Origin of the sequence: Paludisphaera rhizosphaerae, from assembly GCF_011065895.1 — a bacterium.
Classification (GTDB): Bacteria; Planctomycetota; Planctomycetia; order Isosphaerales; family Isosphaeraceae; genus Paludisphaera; species Paludisphaera rhizosphaerae.
Window position 1 is genome coordinate 326,926 of sequence record NZ_JAALCR010000003.1, and the last position, 16,646, is coordinate 343,571.

Annotated in this window: 12 protein-coding genes; 7 read left to right on the forward strand and 5 right to left on the reverse strand. The window is 65.0% G+C overall.

The window, feature by feature from the left end:
* Positions 1–272: 272 nt before the first annotated feature.
* Positions 273–1,205: an AraC family transcriptional regulator gene (locus G5C50_RS05850; RefSeq protein ID WP_165066361.1), complete on the reverse strand. Its 933-nt coding sequence runs from the start codon at positions 1,203–1,205 to the stop codon at positions 273–275.
* Positions 1,206–1,331: 126 nt separating this feature from the next.
* Between G5C50_RS05850 and G5C50_RS05855 the strand changes: the two genes are divergently transcribed.
* Positions 1,332–2,228 carry an SDR family oxidoreductase gene (locus tag G5C50_RS05855; RefSeq protein ID WP_165066364.1) on the forward strand — a complete coding sequence of 299 codons (897 nt, stop codon included), beginning with the start codon at positions 1,332–1,334 and terminating at the stop codon, positions 2,226–2,228.
* A 159-nt stretch (positions 2,229–2,387) separates the two neighbouring features.
* Here G5C50_RS05855 and G5C50_RS05860 read toward each other — a convergent pair whose 3' ends face one another.
* Positions 2,388–3,047 (reverse strand): PEP-CTERM sorting domain-containing protein, encoded by a 660-nt coding sequence (locus tag G5C50_RS05860; protein WP_165066366.1) that lies wholly within the window; start codon positions 3,045–3,047, stop codon positions 2,388–2,390.
* A gap of 532 nt (positions 3,048–3,579) precedes the next feature.
* A complete protein-coding gene (locus G5C50_RS05865; protein ID WP_165066369.1) occupies positions 3,580–4,635 on the reverse strand; it encodes a DUF1559 domain-containing protein in 1,056 nt (351 codons plus the stop codon).
* Positions 4,636–5,003: 368 nt separating this feature from the next.
* Between G5C50_RS05865 and G5C50_RS33155 the strand changes: the two genes are divergently transcribed.
* Complete coding sequence (locus G5C50_RS33155; protein ID WP_407673489.1) at positions 5,004–5,168, forward strand: helix-turn-helix domain-containing protein; 165 nt, start codon at positions 5,004–5,006, stop codon at positions 5,166–5,168.
* Between the two features lie 844 nt (positions 5,169–6,012).
* On the opposite strand, the gene G5C50_RS05875 is transcribed toward G5C50_RS33155, so the two are convergent.
* Complete coding sequence (locus tag G5C50_RS05875) at positions 6,013–8,958, reverse strand: zinc-dependent metalloprotease (protein WP_165066372.1); 2,946 nt, start codon at positions 8,956–8,958, stop codon at positions 6,013–6,015.
* Positions 8,959–9,249: 291 nt separating this feature from the next.
* Between G5C50_RS05875 and G5C50_RS05880 the strand changes: the two genes are divergently transcribed.
* The 5 genes from G5C50_RS05880 to G5C50_RS05900 all read left to right on the forward strand — a co-directional run bounded on the left by G5C50_RS05880 (position 9,250) and on the right by G5C50_RS05900 (position 14,570).
* Entirely contained in the window at positions 9,250–11,076 is a 1,827-nt protein-coding gene (locus tag G5C50_RS05880) for a sulfatase (RefSeq protein ID WP_165066375.1), read from the forward strand.
* 25 nt (positions 11,077–11,101) lie between these two features.
* On the forward strand, positions 11,102–11,410 hold the full coding sequence (locus G5C50_RS05885) for a hypothetical protein (protein ID WP_165066377.1): 309 nt from the start codon (positions 11,102–11,104) through the stop codon (positions 11,408–11,410).
* A gap of 88 nt (positions 11,411–11,498) precedes the next feature.
* Entirely contained in the window at positions 11,499–12,626 is a 1,128-nt protein-coding gene (locus G5C50_RS05890) for a glycoside hydrolase family 5 protein (protein WP_165066379.1), read from the forward strand.
* The gene (locus tag G5C50_RS05895) at positions 12,623–13,051 is read left to right on the forward strand and encodes a DoxX family protein (RefSeq protein WP_165066382.1); all 429 of its coding nucleotides are present in this window, start codon (positions 12,623–12,625) and stop codon (positions 13,049–13,051) included. The genes G5C50_RS05890 and G5C50_RS05895 overlap by 4 nt, the downstream gene beginning before the upstream one ends.
* A 34-nt stretch (positions 13,052–13,085) precedes the next feature.
* Positions 13,086–14,570: a sulfatase family protein gene (locus G5C50_RS05900; protein ID WP_165066385.1), complete on the forward strand. Its 1,485-nt coding sequence runs from the start codon at positions 13,086–13,088 to the stop codon at positions 14,568–14,570.
* Positions 14,571–14,775: 205 nt separating this feature from the next.
* On the opposite strand, the gene G5C50_RS05905 is transcribed toward G5C50_RS05900, so the two are convergent.
* Positions 14,776–15,987, reverse strand: coding sequence for a hypothetical protein (locus tag G5C50_RS05905; RefSeq protein ID WP_165066388.1), 1,212 nt, complete (start codon positions 15,985–15,987; stop codon positions 14,776–14,778).
* Positions 15,988–16,646: the final 659 nt, after the last annotated feature.

A 16,646-nucleotide genomic window follows, 5' to 3' on the forward strand; every position in this document is an offset into this window, starting at 1 on the left:
GTCCCACCGCCGCCATCGAAGCAACGAGCCTCAGCCCGAGGAAGGCCGCGCCAATCGAATAGACGCTGATCACGGCAGCAGCCGGATCGAGACGTCCCCATCCTCCATCATCAAGATCGCCTTCCGCCGGTGCTGCAACGTGAGCCGACGTATCAGTCGACGAAACGGCGAAGGCTCGCTCGTCGACGACCGGCGTAGGGACGAAAGGGGCGGGAAGCACCCGCCGCATCCCTAAGACGTCAAGAATCGCGTCGTGCTGAACCTTCAGGTTCCTATTGCGAGTGCGTGGCCGACGTTAGATCCAGGCCGCGACTGTATCGCCTCGGCGAACAGCCCATAACCCGCTTGAAGGCGGTGCTGAAGGCGCTCTCGGATTCATAACCGAGGGCCTGTGAAATGGCCGCGATTGAATCTCCGGAGTGCTTCAGGCGATCGCCGGCCAGGAGCATTCGCCAGCGCGTCAGGTAGTCGATGGGCGTCGCCCCCACGGTCTCCTTGAATCTCGCCGCGAACGCCGACCGCGACATCCCGACGCGATCGGCCAATTCTCTCAGGGTCCAGGGGTGGGCGGGATCGCCGTGCATGGCGTCGATGGCCTGGCCGATGTGCTCATCCGCCAGGGCGAAGAGCCAGCCCACGCCCCCTGCCGGCCCCTCCGCCAGGAAGGCGCGAAGCGCCTGAACCAGCATCAGATGGGCAAGGTGTTGCAACACCAGCGCGGCGCCCGGCTGCGGTTCGCGCAACTCCGCCATCATCCGCTCGATGGACCATCGGAGAGCCAGCTTGTCCGCCTCTTTCTTGATGTGGACGATCGGCGGCAACATACCAAGGAGTATGCTCACGTAGTTCTTTTCGAAATCGAAGTAGCCTCCGACTCCCGAGACGTCTCCCCCGCCATTCCAGACGGCGAAGCTCCCATTCAACGGCCTCTGATAGACCGACTTGAAATCGACCGGCGGCAAGGAGAGGTCGCTGGTCAAGCGAAACGGCCGCCCCAAAGGGAGGAGGAAGCAATCGCCCGACCTGAGGTGCAACGCCTCGGCGACCCCCTCCACGGCGAGCCAGCACCGACCGGAGACGATTGCATAACACTTGATGCCATCGTGCTCGGGGAACTGCAGCGACCAGTCCCCGCCCACGTCGAAGCCGCCGCACATGGTGTTCTGCGGCTTCAGGAGCGACAGCACGCCCGAAAGCGGATCCATGAAGCCTCCTGGACGATCGCGAAGAATCTTTGGATTTCAGAGCATAGATCGTATCAGACAGGGCTCCTATCCTGAAATCCGAGCGGCCGAAAGTCCGGCCCAGGCCAATCTCAGGGAGGTTTGCGAATGCGTGTTTTCGTCACCGGCGCGACGGGATTCATCGGCTCGGTCGTCGTTCAGGATCTCCTCAAGGCGGGGCACTCCGTGCTGGGTCTCGCTCGGTCGGACACGGGCGCGGCATCGCTGGAAGCCGCCGGAGCCGAGGCGCTTCGAGGCGATCTCGAGGACCTCGAAAGCTTGCGGAGCGGCGCAGCGGCCTCGGACGGGGTGATCCACCTCGGCTTCATCCACGATTTCTCGAGGTTTCAGGAAGTCTGCGAGGCGGACAGGCGAGCGATCGAAGCGATGGGCGACGCCCTCGCCGGGACCGACCGTCCCCTGGTCGTCACCTCCGGCACCGGGATGGGAACGAAGACGCCCGGTCAGCCCGCGACCGAAGACCACTACGACCCCAACCACCCCAACCCCCGCGCGGCCTCGGAGTTGGCCGCGGATACAGTCGCAACGCGAGGCGTGCGCGTGACGACGGTGAGGCTCCCGCAGGTTCACAACACGGAGAAGCAGGGTCTCGTCACGCCGATGATCGCCATCGCCCGCGAGAAGGGAGTCGCGGCTTACATCGGCGACGGGCTCAACCGCTGGCCCTCAGTGCATGTGCTCGACGCCGCCCCCGTCTACCGACTGGCCCTGGAGAAGGGGCCGAACCGCGCGAGATACCACGCGGTCGCCGAGGAGGGCGTGACCGCCCGCGCGATCGCCGAGGCCATCGGGCGAGGCCTGAAAATCCCTGTCGTCTCCCTATCGCCCGAGGAAGCCGCCGGCCATTTCGGCTGGATGGGGTTCTTCGCCGGATTGGACATGCCGGCGTCCAGCGCCCTGACGCAAGAACGCCTGGGATGGCGGCCCATCCAGAAGGCGGGAATCATCGAAGACCTCGATCACATGAGATGGTCCGAAGTCTGAGTCAGAGCGTCGAGCGTTGTCAAGAAATGCAGCCATCTAGCAGTGAACAAAACGCCGACGCCCCGCCCCCCGGCCGAGGCAGGCTGGGGGGTGGGGACGCGGCGAGAAGACGTCGAGGAAGAGGGCCGAGGTGTCGCGGTGAGGAGCAGCGAGGCCGGGTCAGCCGGCGCGGCGGGTGCGGAAGCGACGGCCGGCGGCGAGGCCGACGACGCCGAGGCCCAGCATGGCGATCGAGGTGGGCTCGGGCACGGTGGACGTATAGGTGCCGCTCATGCTGACGAGCAAGCCCTGGACGACGCCGTGGGTGTTCTCGGTGACGAACGTCAGCGTGTTGGTGCCGTCCTTGAAGAAGGCGGCGCCGCTGATCATGAAAGCGTGCAGCGTGCCGTAGGACTGGTCCGGCGTGGAGAAGCCGACAGAGACGCCGTTGACGAGGATGTCGTCGATCTTGTCGTCCGAGCTGGCCTGCCCCGAGATGACGACAGTCGACAGAACCGCGTTAGTCAGCGTGAAGGTGGTCTCATAGGTGTAGACGCCGTTCACGACGTTGTAGAACGGCGGGGGGCCGATCCACTTGGAACCGCTGGGGGGCGTAACCCAGACGCCGCCGTACGGAGCCGTGGCGTACGCGGTCAGCGACGTCGACGGGGCGAAGGTCAGGGTGTAGTGAGAGTCCGCCGTACCGTCGGGAAGGATGTTCTTGCTGGCGTCCACGCCCGTGTTGTAGAGATCGGTGATCGATGCGGCCTGGGCGCCGACGCCCGAGACGGCCGCGATGAGACCAAACGCCAAAGCCTTGATCCAGTTACGACGAATCATTATATTGTTCCTAATATGAACACCTTTTCATCCACTGAAAATCGACTCGCGGGAGCGGCCGGCACAAGCCGACCACCTGAATTGAGTGCGGGATCTCCGCGTTCTCGCCCGCCGCGTCGTTCCAGAGCCCCGGTCACCGCCGGCGCTCAATCACCGTCCTGCCTCGACGGCCCCCCCTCTTGTTCCGTTCTTATCTTTTCGGGGGGTCGGTTTCCCGAACCGTCGGACGGATTATGCCTCACGAATCAGCGCGATAAAATGGCAGGTGACCGCATGACGTATTGAATCACCAATACATGCCAATGGGGCCGCATGGGCGACCGTTTGAGGTGTCGCGGGAACACGTCAAGTCGGCCTGAGAAAACATTCGGGGTGCGGAACGTCGCTTTTAGACGACGTTGATCGGTTCAAATTGCGTCGCGAATGATGGGCAAACCTTAAGGCCTCGCGATAATGAGACCTGAAAGGACGAAAAGAAGCCGTCGCGACGGCTGCCGCGGCGGCGTCGGGACGAGTATGCCTTGACCCGCGATTAATATTGATCCGAGGCGACGATCTCGCCGGCCTGGATCGAGTTCAAACCGAGCCAGACGCCGTGGTTGATCGAGTCCTTGACGAACCGGCACGACCCGTCGCCGAGCAGGACGTTGACGCCCCCGGGATGACGACTTTTCGCGCCGGCGAATGTGCGCAGTCCGATCTCGTCCACCCCCACGGCCGTGCACGGAAGGTTCTTCCTCGGCTCGCTGACGCAGAAGTAGGGGAGTTGAATCCGGTCGGCGTCGTTCTCGATCCGGTAATAGTCCCGAAACTGATTCGGGGCGAATCGCGAGATGTAAGAGGAGCCGCCGACGGTCGCCGACCACATCAACCCGCGGGTGTCGTTGAGGGAGCCCTGGATCAATTCGGCGACGAAGGCGGTCGCGCTGAGGCCGTCGCTCACGCTCGAGAGTCGAACCAGCGTCCTCCCGAACGGGGCAGCCAGGTACGTCGCGGGCCTCGACGTCGTCGGGTCGACAAGCAGCGTCGCCGGCGAGGGAGTGTCTTGCCCCCAGTAGGTATTGCCCCAGTTCGCTCCGTAGTTCCCCTTGGAACTGGTGTAAAAGCTCATGACGCCCCCCATGAAATCGCGCGTCACCTGGAACTGGTTCTCAGCGTCGCTCGGGCATTGGAGAACGGCGAGTCTGATCGAGGCCAGGGTCAGGTTGGCGTAAATCCCCATGGGGGCTGGTGCGAACGGCCCTTCCGTCCCCAGATCGAAGTTAGCCGCGTTGAAGAACGCCTGCTGCTCCAACTGGGGCAACAGATGCACGATCCACGGCGTGTTCTGACATCCCGTCAAGAGACCCAGGGGGCAGGCCGACGACTTGATCAAGCCCGGCGGCAGGGCCGTATGGACGTCGTGATAGCTGTGAAGGGCCAAGCCGAGCTGCTTCATGTTGTTGACGCACTGGACCCGCCTCGCAGCCTCACGAGCCGCCTGAACGGCCGGCAGCAACAGGGCGATCAAGACCGCAATGACCGCGATCACCACCAGCAGTTCGATCAACGTGAAAGCCCGGCGGTGCGCCCCATCGCCCCTGAGCATCGCTGTCCCCTTTCCGAAGTCCGAGGTCGTCGACGCGATAAACCGAAATCGATCTCCAGGCCGATGCACACTTCACACTTGTCGGATTCGGATTTAGTCTATCCCGTTGCCTTCAGTCCAAATAGACCGTTTCGGAACGCTGGGAAACAAATCGACGTTTCTGCCTCGTGGGGGTGTCCCCTTTGACGCGCAACAAGGACGACGACCATCTCGCCGAGGCCCAGTAGATCCTGGAATGCCTGCTGCAACAGGATCTGGACGGCGGGGCCGTCGCCTACCTGGACGCCCTATCGGACGCCATCGAACGCTATGAAGACGAGACCATTCCGCCGTCAGACGCAACGCCGGCCGAAGTTCTCCAGGAATCGCTGAACGCCAATCGACTGACTCAACAGGCCCTGGCCGATGCGGTCGGCATAGCCCAATCCGCACTCTCGGCGTTCCTCAAAGACAGGCGGGTCCCGACCGCAGCCCATGCCAAGCGCTTGGGCGACCACTTCGGCGTGTCCCTTACCGTCTTTCTGCCGCTCTGAGAGCATCGCGGCGATAGTGCCCTTCCGGTCGGACTTCGCAGACGCGAGGACGCAGGGACGGCCTGAATCGCGTGAAATCCCGCCGGCCCGGAAAGGGACGCCGGACCGGCGGACGCACGGCTTCGCTCAGATCTTTCGCCCCAGGGCGGACAGCCAACGCCCCCCATATCGCAACATCAATACATTTATGTTTGTGACCAACGGTTGGGATGATCGTAGCCACCAGGCTGCTGAATCGACTCCGGTCCTCGTACCATGAGTTGGAGGTTGCTCTGACCCAGGTGAGGGCTTGAAGGGTTCAATCGCGATGTACTCCGATTTTTGCAATGCAGATTCGATCGTCCTGGAGTGGGCCGGCGATGGGCCCTTGATCGTCCAGCGACTGTCCGACGGAAGCATCCCTGTGGTCGTCGTCCAGGGGCAAGTGATCGTCTTCGCTTCAGCAGGCGAAACCTTCGCCTTATCGACTGAGGATCGATCCTGGGAGGTCCGCTACCATCCGGGACGAACGCTGGAAGTGCGGGGCTATGACTTGCTCGTGAAAAACGCCGCGCTCGTCATCTGCAGGACTGTATGACGCCCTGCGCGGCCCGTGCTTTGATCCAGGTTCAAAGCTCAGGCCCGGTTCGTGGCATCCCGCGTCAGGGGAGGGGAACTCCCTGCTGGGATCGAGCAAGCAGCCCGATTCCGGGGCGACCACGACGACCTGTCGTCTCGATCGAACGGGCGAACCGCCCTGCCGTCGAGGGGGCGAGAAAACCGAAACGGAAGAGGGCGGGACGCGCCGGCGACCGGTCGCGTCCCGCCCTCTCGGGTTTTCATCAGAGATCGCGTCAACGGTGGATCAGGGCTCGTTGGCGTTGAGGTTGGCCTTGAGGACCTGGTCGATGCGGTGGCGAAGCTCCTTCAGGTGGGCCAACGTGGTGTCGTCGATGGCAGCGTCTTTGTCTTTGCGGGCGACGGCGCCGTCGATCTTGCGGCCGATCTCGTCGAGGTGCAGCCGGGCCAGGTTCTTGGCGTCGGGGGGCGTGCTCGATGAGCCGCCGAGGATGATGATGTAGCTGTACATCCCGTAGAAGTCGTTGTTCGACTTCGGACCCAGGACCATCGTGCTCAGGCGCTTGACGTACTCGCGCTGGAGATTGCGGCGAGAGGTCGAGATCGTCGTCGGCGATGAACCGGACGGGGGCGGCGCCAGTTCGCTGAAGATGCCGTCGGTGAAGGAGCGGAAGATCTCCTCCATCTTCAGCGGCTTCGAGCCGGGGTCGCTCTGGGCCTCCTGGTTCTGGATCCGCTGGAGGGTCGAGCCGGAGAGGCACTCGTCGAGCGGGATCTCCTGGATGTTCAGGATCACGTCGTAAACCGGGTAGCCGGCCGCGCCGGACATCCCGAAGCCCTGATCCTGCCAGGTCTCGCGGATCAGCTTGCGGAGCAAGGCCGGTGAGAACTCGAAGGCCTTGTCCGAGAGGATGCGGTCGACCAGCAGCTTCAGAGCCTCACGCTGCTTCTCACCGGAAACGGGAACGACGGGGTCCTTGGCCTTCTCCGTCCCCTTGAAGTCGCGGCTGACCGACTGGCCGCCGATGTACTCGGCGGCGAGGTAGGCGCCGTTGCCGTACTGGCTGACGCACGAGCTGAAGGCCGAGCGAAGCCGACTCCACGACTCGTTGTCGCGAAGGACCTTCTTGTCCAGGTCCTTGAGCAACTCCGCAGCCATCTCCATGCGCTGGCGGCCGTAGGCCAGAGTGTCGTTGGAGAGGTCGTAGGTGTTGACCTGGGGATCGTAGTTGTAGAAGTCGTCGTCGGTGGCGAAGGTCAGATCCGGATCAGGAGACTTGGCGGCGATCTTCTTCAACTCGGCCGCCTCGTCGCCGTCGATCGGCTTGTAGGCGTACTCGATCGCCCAGTAGTCGTAAGGGCCGATCGTCGTAGAGGCGTAGTCGCCCTGCTTCTGGCCCTTGGGGGCGACGTTGATCGGGTTGTAGTCCATCACGCTGCCCGCCATACCCTTGGCGTGCGTGACGTTGACGTCGTTGATCTCTTCCGGCTTGAGCATGACGCTCGCCTTGAAGTTGTGCCGCAGGCCGAGCGAGTGCCCGACCTCGTGCATCACGACTTCCTTGATCGCCTGGCCGAGGAAGCCTTCCGGAAGCTTGGGCTCGTCGTCCTTCTTCTCCTTGTCTTTGTCCTTGTCTTTCTCCTCCTCGGCAGCGGCGGCGGCGAAGCTCGCCAGGGCGAGGGTGGCGAACCGCATCTCATTGCCGCGGGCGGCGGAGTAATTGCAGGCGGCCAGGCGGTTCTGATTCATGCGCTGGAAGAGCTGCGCCTGGATCGGGTCCCAACCGGCGGGGACGAGATCCACGAGCGGCGGGACGACGCCGTTCGCACCGGCGGCCAGGCCCATGGTCGCGGCCTTCTGGAGAGCCTCCCGGCGCGAGCCCGGCGGCGGAGTGGGCAAGCCGAAGCCCTGCTTGCTCGCCATGATCGGGCTGATGATCTCGGCCATGGCCAGCGGGGTGACGGCCGCCGGCGCCTCGCCGGGCTTGCCGGAAGGCGTCGGCACGCCCACCAGCATCGCGTACTCTTCCTTCCAGATCTTGATCCAGCTGGCGTCGAAGATGACGTCGCCGTCGATCATCTCGCCCGTCATCGGGTCGCTGCGGAGGCACGACATCGCATAGGTCGACCCGGTCGTGATCCAGCGCAGGGTGCAGTAGTTGATGTCTTCAGGCTCGAAGTCGTCCTGGTCGTTCTGCCACCGGACGGCCAGAGCGTTCAGGAAGCCGATCTTCTCAAACGCCTTGTTCCATTCGAGGATCCCTTGCTCCACGTAGGGCCGGTATTCCAGCGGCACGTTGTCCTCGATCCACCAAACGATCTGCTTCTTCGGCGGCGACAATTTGGCCTTGGGGTCGGCCTTTTCCAGCCGCCAGCGGTTGATCATCCGCTTGGCATCGGTGTCCGGGTTCGGCTGGCTGTAGTCGGTGACGGCGTTGAGGAAGTGGCCGACGCGGTAGTCGGCCAGCCGGGGCTTGTAGCCCGAGTCGGGAGCCTTGCAAAGGCTGTAGTGGATGACCATCGTCATCCCCCGCGAATCGACGACCGGCGAGGCCCCGCCGCCGTACGAATAGTAGCCGAAGCGCCCCCCCGAAAACGTCGCTTCCACCTGGATCTCAACGTTGTTGGGATACGCGCGGATCTTGTACCACCGCGAGCGGTTCTTATCGATCGACCCCATGCGGAGTTCGGCGAAGTCCCCCATGAGGACGTCGCCCAGGTCGACGACCAGCGCGCCGCCGTTGGGGCTGATGCTCAGGATCGGTAGGGCCATCAGCACGGAGTCGGTGTAGTTCTGCTTGACGGCCTTGTCCAGCGGCGTCCCCGAGTTCGCCGTGAAGTGGACGTTCTTGCGGACGATCTGGACCTTGTCGTCGATCCGACGGAACGACAGCACCCACTCGTCGCCGAAGTTCAGCGGATTCCCCGCGCTGGCCGTGCCGCGGGCGATCATGATCGGCGCTAGGATCGGCTTGTCGAGCTGGTCGGGCTTGATCTCGGCGTAGAGGTGTTGCTCCTTCTCGTGGAGCGTGAGGAAGCCCTCGTACTTCTTGGCGTCCTTGGTCAGCTCATGGAAGTCCTGGAATTTCTTGGCTTCCGCCGGCTTGCCCTCCGCCGGCTTGGCCTCCGCAGGTTTGCTCGGCTCCTCTCCGACCGCCGGCCCGCCGCCGACCAGCCAGGAGAGAGCCGCCGCGACCAGCGCGGGACCCGTCGAACGCTTCAGCAAGTCCATTTTCACCTCCAGAACGGAGTCAGTACGTCTGAGATGTCGGACCGGGCAGCCGCCCCTAGATTCCCCCAGGGCCGCCCACCCACCCCAGGCGATATCTTCGACAAGCGTCCCAGGGAATTCAAGGGGCTGATCGCCCAGTTCCTTCGGAGTTTCCGCCGCAATATCCATTAAATCCGGCTCAGAAAGGCGCGCTTCTCAGGACAGCAGCGGATCAATCGAGTAAGCAAGGCGACGCCAGGGCCGACTGATGCGCTCCGCCGCATTCGGCCGTTGGATTCAAGGAGGAAGAAAATGGCTGCCCGAGGAGATTCTCCAGCCCCCCCCAGAGCAGCGATTCTTCCGTCGCGCAAGGCCTTCTCGCCGATCGACATCCTACTGATCGGAGTCTGGTTCGCCCTGGCGACGGGGCTGTTTGAGCTGGCCGTCGGTCTGGCCTCGATCCACGGCCGAGGAGTGATCACCTACGACACTCTTCGAACGAACTGGCATCACGTCTGGATGGTCCCGCTTTCCTATGCTGCCCTGTTTCTCGCGCCCGTGACGGCGGCTGTGGGACTGGCGCTGGCGGCGCCGAGGTTTCGGCGAGGGCGTGCGGCGATCGGGGGATTCGCGGCGTTGTCGGCGTGGTCGCTGGCGTTGGGAGTGCCGGGGCTGAACACGCCCGCCAGGCTGGCTCTGGCGGGAGGACTGGCCGCGGCCGCGACGAGGCTTGCGCTGGGGCATCCCGACGGCTTCCGCCGACTGGTTCGCGCGACCGCGCCGGCGGGGCTTGTCCTGGTGGCCCTCGCGGCAGCCGGGGCGACGGCGTTTGAGCATCATCGCGGGCCTTCGGCGACTCCCGCGAAGGGCGACCCCAACGTCGTGGTGATCGTGCTGGATACGGTTCGGGCCGATTCACTCACCCCGTATGGGTCGGAGCGAGACGTTACGCCGAACCTCGCACGCCTGGCCCGCGAGGGCGTCCTGTTCCGCAACGCCCGATCGACGGCCTCCTGGACGCTGCCGGCGCATGCGTCGCTGTTCACGGGCCGGTTTCCTTCCGAGCTGTCCGTCGACGTCGGCCGGCCGCTTGACGGCGAGTTCCCCACGTTGGCGGAGCGGCTCTCCGCGCGGGGCTTCGCGACGGCCGGCTTCGTCGCCAACCTGGAGAACTGCAACGCCTGGTACGGCCTGGATCGAGGCTTCGACCACTATGAGGACTTCTACGAGAACGACCGCGTCGACGCCCGTGAGATCCTGCGGTGCTCGCGGCTGGGGCGGTTCACGGCGGCGTCGAAGTGGGGGGCGAAACTGGTCCGGACGGCGTTCGGACCGGGCTCTTACCAGTACCGGAAGTCGGCCGCGATGATCAACCGAGACGCCCTGGCCTGGCTCGACGCCCGGCCCGACGACGGCCGGCCGTTCTTCATGTTCCTGAACTACTTCGACGCCCACGACCCATACATCCCGCCGGCCGACGCCTCCCGCAAGTTCTCGGCCGGAACGAACGCCCCGCGCGACGCTTACGACGACTGCCTGGCCTATCTCGACGGCCAGATCGGCCGGTTGCTCGACGACCTGGACCGTCGCGGCCTGCGGGACGACACGATGATCGTCGTGACGGCCGACCACGGCGAGAGCTTCGGCGAGCACGGCCTGGCCGGGCATGGAATCAGCCTTTACCGGGCGGAAACTCATATTCCCCTGATCGTCGTCGCCCCCGGCAAGACTCCCCGCGAGTCGGCCGTCGATCGGCCGGTGAGCCTCCGCGACGTGGCTCCCACGATCCTGGATCTCCTCGGCGACGGTCCCGGGCCCTTCCCGGGTCCTTCGCTCTCGACGGCCTGGCAAACCTTCCCTGCGGCCGAGCTAGCCGAGGAGGACGAGCCGGTCTTCCTGGAGTTGGATCGCGCGGAGGCCGTGCCGGATGAGGCCGGCGACGCCCCAGCGCGGCTCGGGACGATGCGGTCGCTCGTCGCCGGGCGTCACGCTTACATCCTGAACGGGGACGGCGGCGAGGAACTGTACGACATCAAGACCGACCCCGAGGAGCGCCAGGATCTGGCCTCTCTTCCCGAATCCCGGGATCGACTCCGCCTGTTCCGCGACCTGATGCGCCCGCTGATCGACGTCGACTGACAACTCCTCAAGGACGAATACCCCGATGGCCGAGCAAGCCGTGATCGTCGAGTTCGAGTACGGGTCGAACGACCTCAAGCCCCTGCTGGACGTGGAAGCTCTGTTGATCTCCGAGGTGGGAAGCGCCGGCGTCGGTCAGTTCGACGGCGACGAGATGGCGGTCGACCTGAGCCACGGCTCGTTCTATCTCTTCGGCCCCGACGCGAACGCCCTCTTCGCGGCGGCACGGCCGATCCTGGACGCCGCTCGCTGCCTTCGTCGCGTTCGCGCCATCCTGCGGTTCGGGCCGCCGGTGGCCGGCGTCGCCGAGCGTCTCGTGACGCTCCAACCCTGAGCCGGTCGCAGGCCGCTGTCTCGCGTCCACTCCCCCCGTTAGAATCGGGGACGGCCCCAACGAACCGCGGGCCGGGAGGACGACGATTATGCGACGGCGGACGTTCCTGAACAGCGCCGCGGCGGTCGGCGCGGTGAATCTGGCGGGATGGTCGACGGCGACCGAAGACGGCGCGTCGGCGGCGAGGCCCGCGACCAAGTGGCGAGGCGTGAACCTGGGCGGCTGGCTCGCCCTGGAGAAGTGGATCACCCCCACGCTCTACGCCGGTACGAAGGCCGAGGACGAATACTCGCTCAGCCAGGAACTCGGCCCGAAGGGAGCGGCCGAGCGCCTGAAGCGACACCGCGAGACCTGGATCACGGCCGACGACCTCCGCTGGCTGGCCGATCGCGGGATCAACTCCGTTCGCATCCCGATCAACTACGGCGCGTCCGAGGAAAACCCGCCCTTCGTCCCGGCCCGTGAGACGCTCGACTGGGCCTTTGAGACGGCCGCCGCTAACGGTCTGGGCGTGCTGCTCGACCTCCACGGCGTCCCCGGCAGTCAAAACGCGTGGGACCACAGCGGACGGCAGGGGACGCTCGGCTGGCACACCAGCCGCGAGAACGTCGAGCACTCGCTGCGGATCGTCGACGACCTCGCCGCGCGTTTCGGCTCACGATCCAACCTGATCGGCTTCCAACTCCTCAACGAGCCCCGCTGGGACGTCCCGATGGACATCCTGAAAGGCTTCTACCGCGACGCATACACCCTCGTCCGCAAGCACATCCCCGCCGATCGCGCCTCGGTCGTGATCCACGACGGCTTCCGCCCCGGCGAGTGGTCCGGGTTCATGCAGCCTCCCGAATATCAGAACGTGGTGATCGACACACACTGCTATCAGTGCTTCACCGACGAGGACAAGAAGCGGTCGATCCGGGATCAAATCCGCTTCGCCCTGACGGATCGCGAGGAGCGGGTGGCGTCGCTCCAGAAGACGCTCCCCTGCATCGTCGGCGAGTGGTCGTGCGCTTTGCCGCCGGAATCGCTGCGCGGGCTCCACGGCTTCGCCCGCGACGCCGCCGTCCGCGCCTACGGCGACGCCCAGCTCCTCAACTACGAGACCGGCCGCGGCTGGTTCTTCTGGACCTACAAAACCGAGGCCGGCGGCGGCTGGTCGTTCCGCGACTGCGTCGAACGTGGCTGGCTGCCCCCTCGATTTGGAGACCACGCATGACGATCGACGCCGAGATCCCCACGACCTCGACGCCCCGCACCCGCACCACGGCCGCCTGGACCGGCATGGTCTTATCAACCCTGGCCATCCTCTTCCTCGTGATGGACGGCGTTATGAAGGTCGTGAAAGCCGGCCCCGTCCTCGAAGCCAGTGCCCCACTGGAAATCCCCGTGTGGACGATCCCGATCATCGGCGGGATCCTGCTGGTCCAGACGCTGCTCTACGCGATCCCGCAGACGGCCGTCCTGGGCGCGGTCCTCTTGACCGGCTACCTGGGCGGGGCCACCTGGACCCACCTGCGTATGAATGGGTCGCCGTTCGAGCTGGCCTTCCCCAGCATCCTGGCGACCTTCGTCTGGGGCGGTCTGCTGCTTCGCGAGCCCCGACTCAGGGCCCTGTTCCCGTGGCGTCGACCATCACGATAGACCAACGAGCCACCTGAGGAGCGAGAACATAACCATGAGGCTGACTCTCCTGACGGGAATTCTCGCCATCCTGTCGCTTGCCTCCGTCCGCGCGGCCGAGCCTCCCAACATCGTCCTTATGATCGCCGACGACCTGGCGTGGGACGACTGCGGCCCGTTCGGCAACCCGCACGTCGGGACGCCGAACATCGACCGGCTGGCCCGCGAGGGGATGTGTTTCGACCGGGCCTTCGTCATGGCCAGTTCGTGCAGCCCCAGTCGTTGCAGCATCATCACCGGGCGCTATCCCCACAACACCGACGCCCAGGAGCTGCATCAACCGCTGCCGAAGGAGCAAGTCACGTTCGTCGAGAAGCTCAAGGCGTCCGGCTACTGGACGGCCGCGGCCGGCAAGTGGCATCTCGGCGGCGCGGTCAAGAACCGGTTCGACGTCGTCCGCGAGGCCAACGCCGCGGGCTATCAGTTGGGGACCGGGAAGGACGCGGGGGACAAATTGGCCTTCGAGGGCGCGGGCGCCGCGCAGAGCGGCTGCGACCAGTGGGTCCCCGTCCTGCGCGACCGTCCCAAAGACAAGCCCTTCTTCCTCTGGCTGGCGTCTCTCGACCCGCACCGCGACTACCAGCCGAACACGATCCCAACGCCCCACCGCCCGGAAGACGTCGTGGTCCCCGTTGAATTGCCCGACACGCCCGAGGTCCGCAAGGACCTGGCCCTCTACTACGACGAGATCAGCCGACTCGACCACTTCGTCGGCGCTGTGCTCGACGAACTCGACCGCCAGGGGGTCGCGAACGACACGCTCGTCCTGTTCCTCAGCGACAACGGCCGGCCGTTCCCCCGGTTCAAGACCACCGTTTACGACGGCGGCGTCAAGACGCCTCTGATCGCCCGCTGGCCCGGCCGAATGCCGGCCGGCGCCCGCTGCGACAGCCTGGTCAGCACGATCGACCTCGCCCCCACGTTCCTGAAGCTGGCGGGCGTCCAGCCCGGCCCGACGTTCCAGGGCAAGGACGTCTCGCCCTTGTTCCGCGACCCGACTGCCAGGATCAACGACGTCATCATCGCCGAGCGGAACTGGCACGACTACGCCGCGCGGGGCCGCTCCGTCCGTTCCGAGCGATTCCGGTACGTGAAGAACGACGACCGCGAGAGCAACCTCAACCCGCCCGCCGACGCCGTCCGCAGCCCCACGTTCGTTGCCATGCGGAAGCTCCGCGACGAAGGCAAGCTCACCCCCGAGCAGTCCACCTGCTTCTTCAGCCCCCGTCCCGCCGAGGAACTCTACGACCTGACCGCCGACCCCCACGAACTCAAGAACCTCGCCGCCGACCCGAAGTACGCCGAGACGCTCGTTGAGATGCGCAAGACCCTCGCCGACTGGCAGCAACGAACCAACGACGTCGCGCCCGACAAGCTCAGCCCCGACGAGTTCGACCGCGAAACCGGCGACCCACTCCCCAACCGCGTACGGCCCCGCCCCACAAAGCGGGCGACGGCGAAGAGCGCCTCGGCGCCTTGAAGTCCCTCTCCCGCCGGGAGCGGGTCCTGAAAGGGCTCCGCGAGTTGGCCCTCATCCGGACCATACAGGGGGAAGGTGGCCGCAAAGCGGCCGGATGAGGGGGGGAATCCAAGGGCTGAGGCAAACGCAACCACCTCGAAAGGTGAAGACGAAGGCGATGACCTAGAGCGCCGGCCGTTTCGATCGCCTCTGCCGCTGCGAGTCTTCAATCGGCTATTCGGCGGGCGGCCTGACCGTTGAAGCCGTTTCGCAGCCGCCGGCTCACGACCAGTCCGCCGACCCCAAGCACGATCAGGACCGAGGGCTCGGGGACAGGCGTCTCGTCGAGCGGCGTGAGCAAGAGATACGAATCGACGCCGTCTTTCTCGCCTTCCGCGAGGATCCAGCCCGCCTGGTTGATGGTAATCGCGCTCGTGATCAACCATCCCGAACTCGCGTCGACAAGCTGATCGAGCCGAAGGGCGGTCCCGTCGCGGAAGAGAGCGCCGAAGTTTCCTTCCTCGTCTTCGGCTCGGCCGACGATCACCCCGGCGTCGTTGATCGCACTGGCGATGGAGTATCCGATTGAGTCGGGCGCCAGGTCGATCATCTTTCCGTCGCGATAGACAAAGGCGTGCAACGTTCCATTCGCGGTCTCCGCCGTCCCAACGACTTCGCCCAGGTTGTTCAGGCCGGCCGATGAGCTGTATGAGCCGCCGAGCGTCCCCAGATCCACAGACTTTCCAGTCCGATCCCTCAAGTAGGCGTGCGAGGGGTCCCCCGGCCAGGGCTGGGAGGTCCCCGCGACCTCGAGATGATCATTCAGGGCGGCGGCGGTCGTTACGCCTCGCCACCTATTGTAAGCCCACTTGGCGGGGTCCCCGGCCAGCCCACCCGCTGATGCAACATCGTCGGAATCCACCGATCCGGTCCTTGCCGAAGCGGGCGACAGCAGGATGGAGCGTTGCTCATTCTGACCGCCGTTGAGGTTCGACCAGTGGTAGTCGGTCGCCACGCCGATTTGCCATCCCTCCGAGTTGGAGGCGGTCGTCCGATATTCGACGCGATCACGCGTCAGGGGGCCGTCTTTCCAGGTCCAGGACTCCGAAAACACGACGTCGCCGGCCCTCGTGATTCCGATCGGAGACGAGTAGATGGGCATGCCTGCGAAAACTGCTGAGGTCGTCGGTGCCGGCGACGGAACCTGTGACCAGCGGCCGTCGCGATAGACGCCCGCGACCCAGGGTCCATAGCCGTAAGGAGGGAGACCGGGGCTCTGGCTCGACACACCGACCACCTGGCCGGAATCGTTCATCGCCACCGGTCGGTAGTCCGAGCCGAGGTCCGTCACCTTGTACAGCGGCGTCCCCGAAGCGGTGGGGGCCGAGGCGACCAGGAAGATCAAACCCGCCGCCATCATCCAGCGTCCCGACGACATGACCCCTCCATGGAAAGTCCCACTCCTCGGCCGGGCCTCCACCACGGTCGAATGCATTGAGACCATCGCTCTCTCAACCCCAGACGTCAAGATCAGCCCAATCCATACTGGGCGTCAGAGGCGTCGTGGCGAAGGACGGCTCACTCGGGGGGGATGCTGACTCGGGAATCGAAATCCCACAATTCCGCGACCAAAAATTGCGGTCATAGCCCCTACTCCTTTATGGAGGGTTGTGTGATCAGCACGCACGACGACGGACGATCGGCGGCGTTGAGAGAGGGGCGCGACCACGATGAAGTCGACGAACGAACCCATTCACTGCGAGGCGGACATGGTCGCTCTCGCTTCATTTCATCCGCCGGCGCCGTGGGCCCAGGGCGATCCAGAAATGGACGCTCCTCGCTCAAGATCACCAGTACCGGCCGGAAGCCATTTCTGGGTCAAACGTTGGAATCGGGGGCCGGGGCCACGCTTGCGTGGCGATGAAACCCAGATCCGTCTTTCTTCGGTGGTATTGATCGAGGAGTGTCACGAAAATGGTCGATCGAACCCGATCACGCCGCCGGATTCTCTAACGCAAGCCCATTCCCCACATAGACTTGCCCTCCCAGGACAGAGCAACAGCGACGGACGATCGAACCCAACCGAACCCGCCCGAC

Bases quoted from the DNA above. Each gene is read 5' to 3' on its own strand.
- G5C50_RS05850 (WP_165066361.1), bottom strand. From the start codon at position 1,205: ATGGATCCGCTTTCGGGCGTGCTGTCGCTCCTGAAGCCGCAGAACACC.
- G5C50_RS05855 (WP_165066364.1), top strand. From the start codon at position 1,332: ATGCGTGTTTTCGTCACCGGCGCGACGGGATTCATCGGCTCGGTCGTC.
- G5C50_RS05860 (WP_165066366.1), bottom strand. From the start codon at position 3,047: ATGATTCGTCGTAACTGGATCAAGGCTTTGGCGTTTGGTCTCATCGCG.
- G5C50_RS05865 (WP_165066369.1), bottom strand. From the start codon at position 4,635: ATGCTCAGGGGCGATGGGGCGCACCGCCGGGCTTTCACGTTGATCGAA.
- G5C50_RS05875 (WP_165066372.1), bottom strand. From the start codon at position 8,958: ATGGACTTGCTGAAGCGTTCGACGGGTCCCGCGCTGGTCGCGGCGGCT.
- G5C50_RS05880 (WP_165066375.1), top strand. From the start codon at position 9,250: ATGGCTGCCCGAGGAGATTCTCCAGCCCCCCCCAGAGCAGCGATTCTT.
- G5C50_RS05885 (WP_165066377.1), top strand. From the start codon at position 11,102: ATGGCCGAGCAAGCCGTGATCGTCGAGTTCGAGTACGGGTCGAACGAC.
- G5C50_RS05890 (WP_165066379.1), top strand. From the start codon at position 11,499: ATGCGACGGCGGACGTTCCTGAACAGCGCCGCGGCGGTCGGCGCGGTG.
- G5C50_RS05895 (WP_165066382.1), top strand. From the start codon at position 12,623: ATGACGATCGACGCCGAGATCCCCACGACCTCGACGCCCCGCACCCGC.
- G5C50_RS05900 (WP_165066385.1), top strand. From the start codon at position 13,086: ATGAGGCTGACTCTCCTGACGGGAATTCTCGCCATCCTGTCGCTTGCC.
- G5C50_RS05905 (WP_165066388.1), bottom strand. From the start codon at position 15,987: ATGTCGTCGGGACGCTGGATGATGGCGGCGGGTTTGATCTTCCTGGTC.